General features: G+C 68.7%; 13 protein-coding genes. 7 read left to right on the top strand and 6 right to left on the bottom strand.

The genetic code is table 11. The features are described from left to right. The first annotated feature begins 7 nt into the window (after positions 1-7). Complete coding sequence (locus tag EIZ45_RS06940; RefSeq protein ID WP_134664590.1) at positions 8-1,393, top strand: amidase; 1,386 nt, start codon at positions 8-10, stop codon at positions 1,391-1,393. 5 nt (positions 1,394-1,398) lie between these two features. On the opposite strand, the gene EIZ45_RS06935 is transcribed toward EIZ45_RS06940, so the two are convergent. The 4 genes from EIZ45_RS06935 to EIZ45_RS06920 are packed head-to-tail and all read right to left on the bottom strand — an operon-like array spanning position 1,399 to position 5,148. Further along, positions 1,399-2,070 (bottom strand): DUF4276 family protein, encoded by a 672-nt coding sequence (locus tag EIZ45_RS06935; RefSeq protein WP_134664588.1) that lies wholly within the window; start codon positions 2,068-2,070, stop codon positions 1,399-1,401. Continuing rightward, positions 2,063-3,181, bottom strand: a complete 1,119-nt coding sequence (locus tag EIZ45_RS06930; RefSeq protein ID WP_134664586.1) for an AAA family ATPase — start codon at positions 3,179-3,181, stop codon at positions 2,063-2,065. Before EIZ45_RS06930 ends, EIZ45_RS06935 begins: the two co-directional genes overlap by 8 nt. 39 nt (positions 3,182-3,220) lie before the next feature. Then, positions 3,221-4,081, bottom strand: coding sequence for a CoA ester lyase (locus tag EIZ45_RS06925; RefSeq protein ID WP_134664584.1), 861 nt, complete (start codon positions 4,079-4,081; stop codon positions 3,221-3,223). Continuing rightward, entirely contained in the window at positions 4,078-5,148 is a 1,071-nt protein-coding gene (locus tag EIZ45_RS06920; protein WP_037809257.1) for a CoA ester lyase, read from the bottom strand. Before EIZ45_RS06920 ends, EIZ45_RS06925 begins: the two co-directional genes overlap by 4 nt. Before the next feature lie 419 nt (positions 5,149-5,567). On the opposite strand from EIZ45_RS06920, the gene EIZ45_RS06915 reads away from it, so the two are divergent. The 3 genes from EIZ45_RS06915 to EIZ45_RS06905 are packed head-to-tail and all read left to right on the top strand — an operon-like array spanning position 5,568 to position 7,866. Continuing rightward, positions 5,568-6,230 carry a hypothetical protein gene (locus tag EIZ45_RS06915; protein ID WP_037809258.1) on the top strand — a complete coding sequence of 221 codons (663 nt, stop codon included), beginning with the start codon at positions 5,568-5,570 and terminating at the stop codon, positions 6,228-6,230. Positions 6,231-6,271: 41 nt separating this feature from the next. After that, on the top strand, positions 6,272-6,922 hold the full coding sequence (locus EIZ45_RS06910) for an SDR family oxidoreductase (RefSeq protein ID WP_134664582.1): 651 nt from the start codon (positions 6,272-6,274) through the stop codon (positions 6,920-6,922). Continuing rightward, the gene (locus EIZ45_RS06905; RefSeq protein ID WP_134664580.1) at positions 6,922-7,866 is read left to right on the top strand and encodes a ribose-phosphate pyrophosphokinase; all 945 of its coding nucleotides are present in this window, start codon (positions 6,922-6,924) and stop codon (positions 7,864-7,866) included. Before EIZ45_RS06910 ends, EIZ45_RS06905 begins: the two co-directional genes overlap by 1 nt. Before the next feature lie 12 nt (positions 7,867-7,878). Here the strand turns inward: EIZ45_RS06905 and EIZ45_RS06900 are convergent, their stop codons facing one another. Then, the gene (locus tag EIZ45_RS06900) at positions 7,879-9,180 is read right to left on the bottom strand and encodes a D-arabinono-1,4-lactone oxidase (RefSeq protein ID WP_134664578.1); all 1,302 of its coding nucleotides are present in this window, start codon (positions 9,178-9,180) and stop codon (positions 7,879-7,881) included. Positions 9,181-9,280: 100 nt separating this feature from the next. On the opposite strand from EIZ45_RS06900, the gene EIZ45_RS06895 reads away from it, so the two are divergent. After that, on the top strand, positions 9,281-10,468 hold the full coding sequence (locus EIZ45_RS06895) for an amino acid deaminase/aldolase (protein WP_134664576.1): 1,188 nt from the start codon (positions 9,281-9,283) through the stop codon (positions 10,466-10,468). A 4-nt stretch (positions 10,469-10,472) separates the two neighbouring features. Here the strand turns inward: EIZ45_RS06895 and EIZ45_RS06890 are convergent, their stop codons facing one another. Next, entirely contained in the window at positions 10,473-11,132 is a 660-nt protein-coding gene (locus EIZ45_RS06890) for a TetR/AcrR family transcriptional regulator (RefSeq protein ID WP_037806876.1), read from the bottom strand. A gap of 114 nt (positions 11,133-11,246) precedes the next feature. Here EIZ45_RS06890 and EIZ45_RS06885 point away from each other — a divergent pair, with 114 nt between their 5' ends. Both EIZ45_RS06885 and EIZ45_RS06880 read left to right on the top strand, forming a co-directional pair. Next, complete coding sequence (locus tag EIZ45_RS06885) at positions 11,247-12,569, top strand: GH1 family beta-glucosidase (protein ID WP_134664574.1); 1,323 nt, start codon at positions 11,247-11,249, stop codon at positions 12,567-12,569. Next, on the top strand, positions 12,562-13,821 hold the full coding sequence (locus EIZ45_RS06880) for an MFS transporter (protein WP_037806877.1): 1,260 nt from the start codon (positions 12,562-12,564) through the stop codon (positions 13,819-13,821). The genes EIZ45_RS06885 and EIZ45_RS06880 overlap by 8 nt, the downstream gene beginning before the upstream one ends. Positions 13,822-13,847: the final 26 nt, after the last annotated feature.

Here is a 13,847-nt window from a genome sequence, read left to right as displayed (position 1 = left end):
TTCCGCGATGACCGAATTGGCTGACCTGACCGCTAACGAGCTGGTAGCCGGGTACCGCGCGCAGACGTTCTCGCCCGTCGAAGTCACCGAAGCCGTCCTCTCGCGCATCGACGCCCGCGAACCCGAACTGCGTGCCCTGTACGCGTACGACGCCGCTTCAGCGCGCGAAGCAGCGAAGGCGTCCGAAGCCCGCTGGCACGCCGGTGAGCCTTCCGGTCCCATCGACGGCGTCCCTCTGACGCTGAAGGAAAACATCGCCTCCGTCGGCGTCCCCACGCCCCTAGGCACTGCTGCCACGGCCTTGAAGCCCGCCGCTGCAGACGCCCCCGCCGCAGCCCGCGTACGCGAGTCAGGCGCAGTACTGCTGGCAAAGACGACCATGCCCGACTACGGCATGCTCACCTCAGGTCTCTCGAGCTTCCACGCCGCTTCGCGCAACCCGTGGGACGTCACACGCACCCCCGGCGGCTCCAGCGCCGGTGCCGCCTCCGCAGCCGCCGCGGGCTACGGCCCCTTGCACGTAGGCACCGACATCGGAGGCTCGATCCGCCTCCCCGCCGGTTGGTGCGGCTTGGTCGGCCTGAAACCCAGCTTCGGCCGCGTCCCGGTGGACCCGCCCTTCCTCGGCCGCGTCGCCGGGCCCCTGACCAGGACCGTCGCCGACACCGCCCTGCTGATGAGCGTCCTGGCCCAACCCGACTCGCGAGACCACCTCAGCCTGCCGCCCGAGCCCATCGACTGGCTTTCCCTGACGGGTTCGCTAAACGGTCTCCGCGTCGGCCTGCACCTCGACCCCGGCGTCGGCCTCCCGGTGACTCCAGCTGTCGCCGACGCGGTCACCGCAGCCGCCGATGTGTTCGCCTCCGCCGGTGCGATCGTGGAACCGGTCGCCCCGTTCCTGACCCGCGAACACCTGAACGGCCTGGACACCTTCTGGCGAGTCCGCGCCTGGTCGGACCTGGCCGCGCTGTCGGAGGAACAGCGTGCGCAAGTCCTGCCGTACATCGCGGAGTGGGCAGCCGGGGGAGCGAATGCGTCCGGTGTGGACACTTACCGAGGTTTCGCCGCCATCGACGCGATCAGCGTGGCAGCCCTGCGAGCGACGGAACCGTACGACGTCGTGCTGTCGCCGACCTGCCCCGTCCTGCCCCCGCCCGCCGACTGGCCATCCCCGACAAACGACCCGACGCGGCCGTTCGAGCACATCGCTTTCACCGTGCCGTACAACATGTCCGGCCAGCCCGCGGTGTCAGTGAACTGCGGCTATACGACGGAGGGCTTGCCGATCGGGCTGCAGATCGCGGGACGCCGGTTCGCGGACCTGGAGGTCCTGCGGGTCGCGGCGGAGTTCGAGAAGCTGCGCGGGGAACAGCGTCCTTGGCCGGTCAGTTGACCCGGCTAGCGTTTCGCCTGCTCCTCGAGTTTGGTTAACCACGCCTTGAAACGCGGGCACTTGCCTTTCAAACCGACTACGCCAAGATCGGCGATCGCCAGCGGTCCTTCGATCACCTTCTGGTAGCCCGCACAGTACTGGAGGAGGCGTTTGGAAGGTGCTGTCTTCGCTCCTCCATTGATCAGTTCCGGGCCTCCGGCGGCGTCGCAGTCCGCGCGGAGACGCTCGGCCAATTCCGGCTCGCCTCTCAGCTCGCTGAGCTGATCAGCAGCCGCGAAAACCCACGATTCGAGTTCGTGCAAGACCAGATTCGGGAGAAAGCGGCGGTCGGGGATGGCCGCCGCGATCTCGTGCTCAACGTGTTCCACCTGGAGTTCCGCCGAACCAGCCGGACGATCGGAGACTCCAGGTGCGTCGGAGGGAAATCCGTAGAAATCTAAGATCGTGGTCAGCGTGGTGAGGGACTTCTGCCCAAGCAGGTGCTGGATCTCCCGGCGGATCTTCGCCCAGGAAGAAACGCCGCCGCGGTGGGTAACCGACGAGGTCTGTGTTCGCACGACCGACACGGTTACGGTTGCCCAGCCGGCCTCCCGCAAATGGTCGACCAGGAGTTCCTGCGCGACTGTCAGTTCCGACTGCCCTTCGACCAACAGGTGAAGGCGTTTGGGGTCAGTCATTCAGGACGCTGCCCCTCGAACCGGGCTGTCCTCCGATGAGGTTCTTCTCCCACAGTTCACCAAGCGAGTAATCCTCGAGCCAGGTCCGCAGCGCGTCGGGATTCGGCTTCCCGAAGGAAGAACTGCCGTCGTGTTGTTCGACCACGATGAGGTCGTCGACAGTGAACTGGTTCATGAGCGTGACCGATTGAGTGGCGATCAGCACCTGGCTGTGCGCCGCCGCTCGCCGAAGCATGTCCGCCAGCACGACGATCGCGTAAGGGTGCAGGCCAAGTTCCGGCTCGTCCAGGACGACCAGGCCGGGCAGCTGCGGCTGCATCAGCAAGGTGGCCAGGCAGACGAACCGCAAAGTGCCGTCGGACATCTGTTCGGCGGAGAAGACCCCGTCGAGGTCTTTGTGGATCCAGCGGAGCCGGACGCGGTCGGTTCCGTATTCGTCGTCGAGGACGAAGTCCTTGAAGAAGGGCGCGACCAGCCGGACTGTGCTGGTGATCCGGCGGTAAGCCGCTTTGTCCTCCGGCCGGTCGCTCCGTCGCAGCCTCAGGAGAACGGGCGCGAGGTTGGCGGCGTCGTCTCGCAGCGCGAGGTTGTCCGCTGTCGGGGCTTGACGTTTGACTGGCGCGTCCCGGCTCGTGTCGTCGAAGTGATAGACCCGGCAGCCCTTGAGCACGGTGTGAATGAGTTCAGCGGCCTCGTCGTGCTCGTCTATCGCTTGTTCTAGGCGCGATTCGCGGTGCCCTTGACCGAGCTCTCGTCGGTACTGCGATTCAGGAGTCGCGCTGCTGATCTCCTCGAGATCGAAGATCAGTTCGTCGTTGGCCGCGGGCACGAGCCGGATGCGGTATTTCGCTGGTGACAGATCGAGGGCCAGTCCAATGCTGGACAGGGCGCTTCCCTTGTAGCCCATTTCGGCGGCCCCGCCGTGGAGACCGACGTACAACCCGAGGTCGCCGTCGACAACGCTGCTCAGCAGACCCAGCGCCTGGATGAAGTTGCTCTTGCCCGCGCCGTTCGCACCGACCAGCACATTCATGCTGCCGAGAGGCACACGTGCCGAACGGATCGAGGTGAACCCCTCGATGGTGATCGCGCTGAGCGAGTGCCGAGCCATGCGCACACTGTACGGCCGGGCCCCGGCACCCGGCCCGCGTTACTGCGCCCCGATCGCCTCCGCCAACGCCAGCACCCGCCGCGCGTTCTCCACATGCAAGTTCTCGATCATCCGCCCATCCACCGTCACCACGCCGCGTCCCGCGGCCGAAGCCTCCTCGAACGCCGCGATGATCCGCCGTGACCGGTCGATCTCTTCCTCCGACGGCGCGAAGATCCGGTTGCACGGCTCCACCTGCGAAGGATGGATCAACGTCTTCCCGTCGAACCCGTACTGCCGCCCCTGCAAGCACTCCGCCTCGAAGCCCTCAGCGTCCTTGACGTCGTTGTAAACCCCGTCCAGGATCACCTTCCCGGTCGCCCGCGCGGCGAGCAGGCACAGCGAAAGCCCGCCCAGCAACGGGCCCCGGCCCGGTACGAACTCCGCGTGCAGTTCCTTCGCCAGGTCGTTCGTGCCCATCACCAGCACGGTCAACCGGTCCGACGCCCCCGCGATCTCCTCCGCGTGCAGCATCGCGACCGGCGTCTCCACCATCGCCCAGATCTTCGTGTGCTCCGGCGCTCCGCCAAGCTCCAGCGCGCGCTCGATGTTGTGCACCTCAGCCGCCGAGTTCACTTTCGGCACCACCACCGCGGCGGGGCCGGCGGCAGCGGCGGCGCGCAGGTCGGCGTCGTGCCATTCGGTGTCCAGGCCGTTGACTCGGATCGTCACCTCGCGCGAGCCGTAAGTGCCAACAGCGGCGCACACCCGCTCCCGCGCGGCTTCCTTCGCATCGGGGGCGACGGCGTCTTCCAAGTCCAGGATCAACGCGTCCGCCGGAAGGCTCTTGGCCTTCTCCAGCGCGCGTTCGTTCGCGCCGGGCATGTACAGCACGGACCGCCGCGGGCGGAGTTCGGTCATGACTGGATCTCCTTCGTCGCGGCGTCGTACGCGGCGGCCAGTTCGGGGTCGGTCGCGGCCAGTTCGTCAGCCAGTTCCACGACCACCCGGCACTGCTTGACCGAGGCGTCGTCCTGCATTTTCCCGTCGATCATCACCGCGCCGGTGCCGTCGCCCATCTCGGCGATCACGCGCCGGGCCCAGGCCACGTCGGCGGGGGACGGCGAGAAAACCTTCTTCGCGATGTCGATCTGCACCGGGTGCAGGCTCCACGCGCCGACGCAGCCGAGCAGGAACGCGTTGCGGAACTGGTCCTCGCAGGCCACCACGTCGCGGATGTCCCCGAACGGCCCGTAGTACGGAAGGATTCCGTTCATCGCGCACGCGTCGACCATCCGCGCGACCGTGTAGTGCCACAGGTCCTGCTGATACGTCGAGCGGCCTTCGTTCAGGTCCTCGCCGACCGGGTCGGTGCGCACCAGGTAACCCGGGTGACCGCCGCCCACGCGGGTCGTCTTCATCCGGCGGCTCGCGGCCAGGTCGGCCGGGCCCAGCGAGATGCCCTGCATGCGCGGCGAGGCGCCGGCGATCTCCTCGACGTTCGCCACGCCGCTCGCCGTTTCCAGGATCGCGTGCACCAGCAGCGGTTCGGTCAGCCCGGCCCGCGCTTCCAGCTGCGCCAGCAACCGGTCGACGTAATGAATGTCCTGCGCGCCTTCGACCTTCGGGATCATGATCACGTCGAGCTTGTCGCCGATCTCGGTGACCAGCGTGATCAGGTCGTCGAGCACCCACGGCGAGTCGAGGCTGTTCACCCGCGTCCACAGCTGCGTGCGGCCGAAGTCCGTCGCCTTCGCGATCGACACCAGTCCGGCGCGCGCGGCTTCCTTGCGGTCCGCGCGGACCGCGTCCTCGAGGTTGCCGAGCAGCACGTCGGTCTTTTTCGCGAGGTCCGGGACCTTCGCGGCCATCTTTTCGTTGCCCGGATCGAAAAAGTGGATCATGCGCGACGGGCGCACCGGGATTTGCCGCGGCGGTTGCGGCGCTCCGACGGCGAGCGGGGCGAAGAAGTCCTTCGGCGAGCGCATCCTGGTCCTCCCGGCGGGTACTTGACCGACGGGTAACCCTAAACCGGAGACGCGAACCCCCGCTGCGGCGAAGCTCACCCGCCAACCGGGTGACGCCCGTGACCAGCGGAAGTCCACTGTGGAACCGCGTTGATTAGGCCGATCGGAGTAAGGAACTGCGCCGCTTGCCCTGCCCCGCGAGGGGTGGCGCGACACCCGGCGGAAGCGCTCCGTGCCCACCACTCACCCCCGTCTCACTCGGTTGGCCGCACGGTCGGGCTGAAGTCGAACGACCGCCCACCGACCGGTCACCGACCGCTGAGCGCCGCCGATCGCACGCGGCGGGGCAACCCGGAGACCTCGCGTCTTTGCCCTGGTACTCAGTTCATGTACCGGTTTTCGCCGGTACATGGGAACAGGTGCTTGAAGGAGGCGGACTCGTGGCGGCTACCCCACAGAACACCGAGCGCTCGACGGTCGCCGGCGGTGCGAAGCGCAGCCGGACGACGGCGAGCCGGGTGCTGCCGCCGATCGAGCTCCCCGCGAGCGTCGACGAGCTGGCGCGCAAGGCCGCGGCCCTTCTGGGCTGGAACGGCGTGGTGCTGCCCGCGACGACCCTGCTCGGCCGCAAGGTCAGCATCGTCGCGAAGCTCAAGACCGACGTGCACGCGGAGCGGATCGCGATGGGTGTCGGTCCCGTCGCCGATCGCGCCCTCGTCGACACCTGGACCTGGCCAGAGCTGGCCGCGACCGCACCCGCGCCGGCCGCCGAGATCATCGGCGTCCTCGCGGTCGCCCGGCACTGGCGGACCGCGATGGCCTCCGCGGTGCCCTTTTCGCGCTACGGCGAGGCCGCGATGGTGCTCCCATCGCCTGCCGTGCTGACCGATGACTACGTGACGAACTGCCTGCCGCGCGCCCGCGCGTACGGGCTCGCGGTCGTCACCGCCGACCCGTACGCCACCGCCGACCTCGACCTCGACACCCACCACGACCGGGTGCTGCTGCAGGAGGACCCGGTTTCGCGCTGGGTCAACGAGATGGCCTACGACCTGCTGCTGCGCGAGGACTCCGACGCCCCGGTCCCCGCCGAGGCGGACTGAAGCACCGGCCTCGGGCCGCGCGCGGCGATAGAGTCGGGCTCATGCGAGTCGTCATTGCTGGCGGACACGGCCAGATCGCCCTGCACCTGGAAAAGCTGCTCGCGCAGCGGCACGACGCGCCGGTCGGCATCGTGCGCAACCCCGAGCACGAAGCCGACCTCACCGCCGTCGGCGCCGAGACTGTCGTGCTCGACCTCGAAAAGTCCGATGTGGACGCTGTCGCCAACGTGCTCGAGGGTGCGGACGCCGCGGTGTTCGCCGCCGGGGCCGGCCCGGGCAGCGGCGAAGGCCGCAAGGACACCGTCGACCGCGGCGCGGCAGTGCTGTTCGCCGACGCCGCGCAGCGGGCGGGCGTCCGCCGGTTCATCCAGGTCGGCTCGATCAATGCGGACAAGGCGGACGACCCCGGCTTCGAACCGGTTTTCGCCGCCTACCTGCGGGCCAAGCGCGCCGCCGAGGAGGACCTCAAGGCCCGCGACCTCGACTGGACGATCCTGCGCCCCGGCCGCCTGACCAACGATTCCGGCACCGGTCAGGTGAAGATCGCGGAGAAGGTCGGCGGCGGGGAGATCCCGCGCGAGGACGTCGCCGCGGTGCTGCTGGCGCTGCTCGACACTCCGGCGACGGCCCGGCGCACGCTGGAGCTGGTCTCCGGCGACGCTTCCATCGCCGACGCGCTGTCCCGGATCTGATGCGCGACATCGCGGTTTTCAGCGGCAGCGCACACCCCGAACTCGCCGCGGAAATCTGCGTCAACCTGGGCGTTCCGCTGCTTCCGGTGGAGATCGACCGGTTCGCCAACGACTGCCTCCAGGTCCAGCTCCAGGCCAACTGCCGCGAGCGGGACGTCTTCCTGATCCAGCCGCTGGTCAAACCGGTGCAGGAGAACCTGGTCGAGCTGCTGTTGATGCTCGACGCGGCCCGAGGCGCCTCGGCCGCGCGCACCACCGTGGTGATGCCGCACTATTCGTACGCGCGCTCGGACAAGAAGGACGCGCCGCGGATCTCCATCGGCGGTAGGTTGGTCGCCGATCTGATGGTCACCGCGGGCGCGAACCGCGTGCTCACCATGACCCTGCACTCGCCGCAGGTGCACGGGTTCTTCAGCGTGCCGGTCGACCATCTGCACGCGCTGCACGAGCTGGCCCAGTACTTCCGGCAGTACGACCTCTCCGAAACCACGGTCGTGTCGCCGGATTTGGGCAACGCCAAGGAAGCCGCGCATTTCGCCCGGCTGCTCGGCACCAAGGTCGCGGCGGGCGCGAAACAGCGGTTCGCCGACGACCGCGTCGAGATCACGTCGGTGATCGGCGAGATCGCCGGACGCGACATCATCGTGCTGGACGACGAGATCGCCCGCGGCAGCACGGTGCTGGAACTGCTGGACCGGCTGCGTGAGATGGGCGCGCGGTCGATCCGGGTGGCCTGCACGCACGGGCTGTTCGCCGACGGCGCGCTCAAGCGGATCGGCGGCCAGGAGGACGTCCTGGAGATCGTCTGCACGAACACCGTGCCGGTGCCCGCCGAGGAACGCACGGAGAAATTGCGGATCCTGTCCATCGCCCCGGCGCTGGCCGAGGCGATGCGGCGAATCCACAATGGAGAGTCGGTCAGTTCGCTGTTCGAGCCGAACTGATCCCCGGGCTGATCAGACGCTGCCGAGTACCCGGTCGAGATAGGTGTTGGTGAACGTCCCGGCCGGGTCGCACTCCTTGCGGATCCGCAGGAAATCGTCGAAGTGCGGGTAGCGGGTGCGCAGCACGGACGCGTCGAGGTCGTGCATTTTGCCCCAGTGCGGCCGCCCGCCGACCTGGCCCACGACGTTCTCGAACGCGGTGAAGTACTCGCGGTAGGGCATGCCGAGGAACTGGTGGATCGCGATGTAGGCGGAATCGCGGCCGTTCGCGGTGGACAGCCAGATGTCGTCCGCCGCGGCCACTCGCACCTCGACCGGGAACGCCACCGGGTCTTTCAGCCGCGGCACCACCCCGCGCAGCTCGGCCAGCACGTCGAGCACGGATTCGCGCGGCACCGCGTACTCCGACTCCACGAACCGCACCCCGCGATGAGTCACGAACACCCGGTGCGACAGATCGCTGTACTCCCGCGGCGACGACACCTGCGAGGCGAACGCGCCGAGCGGCCGCACCAGCTTCGGCACCGCGCGGCCGAGCCGGCACAGCCCGCCGAACGCGATGTTCTCGGTGAGCTCGTAGTCCACGAACTGCTTCAGGCGGGACAACGGTTTCCGCTCGGCGTGCAGCGGCAGGCGGTTGTTGCGCTTCACCAACGCCTTGCTGCCGTAGGGAAACCAGTAGAACTCGAAGTGGTCGTTGTTCGCCGCGTTGTCGTCGAAGCCGTCGAGGACCTGCTCCAGCGGCTCCGGGCGTTCCTGCGCGGAGAGCACAAAGGACGGTTCGCACTGCAGCGTCACCGTGCTGATCACGCCCAGTGCGCCAAGACCGACACGGGCGGCGTGGAACAACTCCGGACGCTCGCCGGCCGAGCAGCGGACCACCGAACCGTCCGCGAGCACCAGTTCCAGCGCGACGATCTGCGTCGAGATCCCGCCGAACCGCGCACCGGTGCCGTGCGTGCCGGTGGAAATCGCGCCCGCGATGGTCTGCGCGTCGATGTCGCCGAGGTTCGTCATGGCCAGCCCGAGCGCGTCGAGAGCGGCGTTCAGGGTGCGCAGCGTGGTCCCGGAACGGACCGTGACCTGCTGCGTTTCCAGGTCGGCGCGTTCGATGCCCGTCCACGCGGTCAGGTCGAGCGCGTCGGAATCAGCGGCGGCGATCGCGGTGAACGAATGCCCGCTGCCCCACGCGCGGACGCGGCGCCCGGCGTCGGCGACCCCGGCCACGACCTCGGCGATCTCCGCCGTGCTGCGCGGCCGGTGCACCCGCTGCGGGGTGGCCTTGGCCGTTCCGGCCCAGTTGCTCCACGTCATTGCGGCACCTGTTCTTCGCTGGAAGGTTCCCACGATAGATGCCGGAACCGTAAGTGAATAGTATTCGCGTTTCAAGCGTTGTTGTCGTACCGTAAGTGGTGTGACCACCTCAGCGCACGGGTACGACCTCGCGACGAAGGACCTGGATCCGCCGCTCGCGATCGTCGACCTGGACGCCTTCGACGCCAACGCCGACGACCTGCTGCGCCGGGCCGCGGGCAAGCCGATCCGGGTGGTCAGCAAGTCCGTGCGCTGCCGTGCGTTGCTGGAACGAGCGCTCGCGCGAGAAGGCTTCGAAGGCCTGATGTGCTACTCGCTCGCCGAGGCCGTTTGGCACGCTGAGCTGGGCACTTCCGACGACATCGTGGTCGCGTACCCGACTGCCGACCACGAAGCGCTCCGCCGGCTGGCCGCGAGCGAACGCGCCCGCGCGGCGATCACGATCATGGTCGATTCGACCGAACACCTCGACCTCGTCGACGCAGCGCTCGGCCACGGCCACCCGGACATCCGCGTGTGCCTCGAACTCGACGCGTCCTGGCGGCCGCTGCCCGGCGTGCACGTCGGCACCCGGCGTTCTCCGGTGTTCAAACCGGCGCAAGCCGTCGCGGTGGCGCGGAAGATCGTCGCACGGCCGGGGTTCCGGCTGGTCGGGATGATGGCGTACGAAGGCCAGATCGCCGGACTCGGCGACGCCGCCGGAAAAGGCCTGCAAAACCGGGTGATCGGCTGGATGCAGCGCCGGTCCGCGGCTGAACTCGCCCGTCGCCGAGGGGCGGCGGTGCGGGCCGTGCGCGAGGTCGCTGACCTGGAGTTCGTCAACGGCGGCGGCACCGGAAGCATCGAGACCACCGGCGCGGAGGACGTGGTCACCGAGATCGCCGCCGGTTCCGGCTTCCTCGCCCCGACGCTGTTCGACGGCTATTCGCACTTCCAGCCGCGCCCGGCCGCGCTGTTCGCGCTGCCGGTGGTGCGCCGCCCGGCGAAGAACGTCGCGACGCTGTACTCCGGCGGATACATCGCCTCCGGACCGACCGGCCCATCGCGCGAACCGTCGCCGTACCTGCCGGAAGGCTTGCGCCTGCTGGGTTTCGAGGGCGCCGGCGAGGTGCAGACCCCGGTGACCGGCGAGGCCGCGCGCACGCTGCGCCTCGGCGACCGGGTCTGGCTGCGCCACGCGAAAGCCGGGGAACTGGCCGAACGGTTCCTGGCGTATCACCTCGTCCGTGGCAGCCAGGTGGAGCGAACCGTCCCGACTTACCGCGGCGAGGGCCAGAACTTCGGTTAAGCGTTCAGTCGCCGAATTTGCTTGCCAGGTAACCCTTCACCACGTGCTTGGCCTCGGCGACGATCCGCTCGTCCCCGTTCGGGTCGCGGCGGAAGGCGAGTTTCAGCAGCGCGTCCGCCGTTTCGTTGGCGATCGCGATGGCGAACCGGAGTTCGTCGGCGGGGCGGTCGACGTGCCCGCGCAGGATTTCGACCAGCGAATCCGCGATGACCGAGTTGTTGTCGCGGTCGTCAGCCAGCAGCCGGACGTCGATGACGTCTCCGAAGTGGACCTTCGAGAATCCCGGCACCTCGCGGTGCATCTGCAGGTAGATGTCGAGCACCGAGTCGACGATGTTCCACCAGTGCTCCGGGCTCAGCTGCTGCAGCCGCTCGTTCACCGCGGCCACGAAGCGTTCCAGGTTCCGTTGCGTCAGCGCCTGCACGACCGCGCGTTTGTCCGGGAAGAACTGGTACAGCGACCCGACCGCGACGCCCGCGCGTTTGGCGATCAGCGTGGTGGTGAGCGCGTCGTAGCCCAGCTCGTCGATGAGCACGGCGCTCGCGTCCAGCATCTGTTCCACCCGCCGGGCGCTGCGTTGCTGAACCGGCTTTCGCCGCAGCGGTGTGGGTTCAGCCTGGGTCTCGGCCACGTCGTTCCTCGGAGTCTCTCGCGATTCACTCATCTGATCTGGGACTTTAGCGCCCCGCGGGGCTTCCCCCGAGACGAGTGACGACCTAACATATGAGAACTTTTCACGTTCACCCGCGAGGGTGTCCGAAGGCAAGGGGTGCTCAGCGTGGACCATCCGACCTTCCCGCCCGACTTCCTGTGGGGTGTCTCGACCTCGGCGTTCCAGATCGAGGGGGCGACGGCCGAGGGCGGTCGCGGACCGTCCATCTGGGACACGTTCACCGCCGCCGAAGGCAAGATCGCCCGGGGCGAGGACGCCAAGGTAGCGGCCGACCACTACCACCGCTACTCCGAGGACATCGCCCTGATGGCGGAACTCGGCGTCGGTGCCTACCGGATGTCGATCGCCTGGCCGCGCATCCAGCCGGACGGCACCGGCAAGCCCAACGCGGAGGGACTTGCCTTCTACGACAAGCTGATCGACGAGGTCTGCGCCGCCGGAATCGCCCCGGCGATCACGCTGTACCACTGGGACACGCCGCAGGCGATCGAGGACAAAGGCGGCTGGCGCTCCCGCGACACCGCCTTCCGCTTCGCCGAATACGCCACGATCGTGGGGGAGCATTTCGCCGATCGGGCGAAACTCTGGATCCCGCTCAACGAGCCGATGGTCATGTCGATCTACGGCTACGGCGTCGGCGAGTACGCGCCCGGCGAGTTCCTGCTGCTCGACGCGCTCCCCACCGCGCATCACCAAAACCTCGCCCACGGACTGGCCGTGCAGGCGCTGCGCGCGGCCGGCGCGACCGGCATCGGCTCCGCGAACAACCACTCGCCGATCTGGCCCGAGCACGACACCCCCGCCGACCGCGAAGCCGCGGACTGGCTCGACGCGCTGATCAACCGCACCTTCGCCGACCCGATGCTGCTCGGCAGCTACCCCGAACAGGTCCACCCGCACCTGCCGGAGAACTTCGCCGACGACCTCGCCACGATCGCGCAGCCGCTCGACTTCTACGGCGTCAACTACTACGAACCCCAAGGCGTGACGGCTCCCGGCGAGGGCAACCCGCTGCCGTTCGAACTGCGCCCGATCGTGGGTTATCCGATGACGACCAACGACTCGCCGATCGTCCCGCAGGCGTTGCGCGAACTGCTGGTGTCCTTCCACGAGCGCTACCGCGAGCACCTGCCGCCGGTCCAGATCACCGAAAACGGCTGCAGCTTCGCCGACGAACCCGCCGCCGACGGCACCGTCCCCGACCCCGAACGCATCGAATTCCTCGCCAGCCACCTGCAAGCCCTGCGCGAAGCGATGGATGCCGGCGTGGACGTGCGCGGATACTTCGTCTGGTCGCTGCTGGACAACTTCGAATGGTCCAAGGGCTACGCGCCCCGCTTCGGGCTCGTGCACGTGGACTACGAGACGCAACGCCGCACGCCCAAGGATTCCTTCGCCTGGTACCGGAAGCTGGTCCGCCATGAGTGACACCGCCGCCGCTGTCCCGGAGGTCTTCGCCGAGCCGGTCAAACGCGTCCGCGCCGGCTGGATGACGCTGCTGTTCCTCGCGAACATCGCGCTGTGGCTCGGCGTTTACGCGCCGATCCAGGTTCTGCTGCCGCAGCAGGCCGAACTGCTCGACGCCGCGCACAAGGAAGCCGTCTTCGGCATCGTGACCGGCATCGGCGCGGCCGTCGCGCTCGTCGCGAACCCGGCGATCGGCCTGCTCTCGGACCGCACCTGCTCGCGGTTCGGCAGGCGGCATCCGTGGACGATCGCGGGCGGCGCGCTCGGCGCGGCCGGGCTGCTGGTGCTGGCCGAGGCCCCGAACGTCGTCGTGATGACGATCGGCTGGTGTCTCGTGCAGGCCGGGCTCAACGGCATGCTCGCGACGCTGATGTCCGGCATCGCCGACCGGGTCCCGGTCGGGCAGCGCGCGCAGGTCGGCGGGCTGGTCGGCATCGCGCAGATGCTCGGCACCGTGCTCGGCGCGGTGGTGGTCGTGGTGATGCTCGACCTCGCCGGGCTGCCGCTCGGCTACGCGGCCTGCGCCGCGATCGTGCTCGCCGGCGCGGCGGCGTTCGTGCTGCGCACGCCGGACGCGCGGCTGCCGGTGGAGTTCCGGCCGAGCGGGCGGATCCGCGAAATCCTCGCCGACCTGTGGGTCTCGCCGCGGCGGCATCCGGACTTCGCGTGGGCGTGGGCCTGCCACTTCATGATCAACCTCGGCAACGCGTTCGGCACGCTCTACCTGCTGTTCTTCCTCAAGGACGCGGTGCATTACCCGGATCCGGACAGCGGCCTGCTGATCATGATGGGCCTGTACGGCGTGGCTTTGGTGATCGGCGCGGTGCTGGCGGGGCATTTCTCGGACAAGTCCGGCAAGCGCAAGCCGTACGTCCTCGGCTCGGCGGCGATCATGGCGCTGGCCGCCCTGCTGCTGGTGATCTGGCAGAGCTGGCCGGTGGCGCTGGTGGCGTCGCCGCTGCTGGGAGTCGGCTTCGGCACGTACATGGCGGTGGCGCTGGCGATGCTGACCCAGGTGCTGCCCGCGGCGCAGAACCGGGCGAAGGACCTCGGCGTGGTCAACATCGCGAACTCGCTGCCGCAGGTGGTCGCGCCGCTGCTCACGACGTTGATCCTGCAGTGGCTGGGCGGGTATCCGGGACTGTTCGCGGCGTCCGCGGCGGCGACCTTGCTGGCCGGGGTTTTGGTGACTCGCGTGCGGTCGGTGGGCTAGCGCTTGCGTTTGAGCGCGCTCACAGG

Origin of the sequence: Amycolatopsis sp. CFH S0740, assembly GCF_004522315.1 — a bacterium.
Lineage (GTDB): Bacteria > Actinomycetota > Actinomycetes > Mycobacteriales > Pseudonocardiaceae > Amycolatopsis > Amycolatopsis nivea.
Note: the sequence above shows the minus strand (reverse complement) of the source record. Positions and strands in the feature narration are given on the sequence as shown.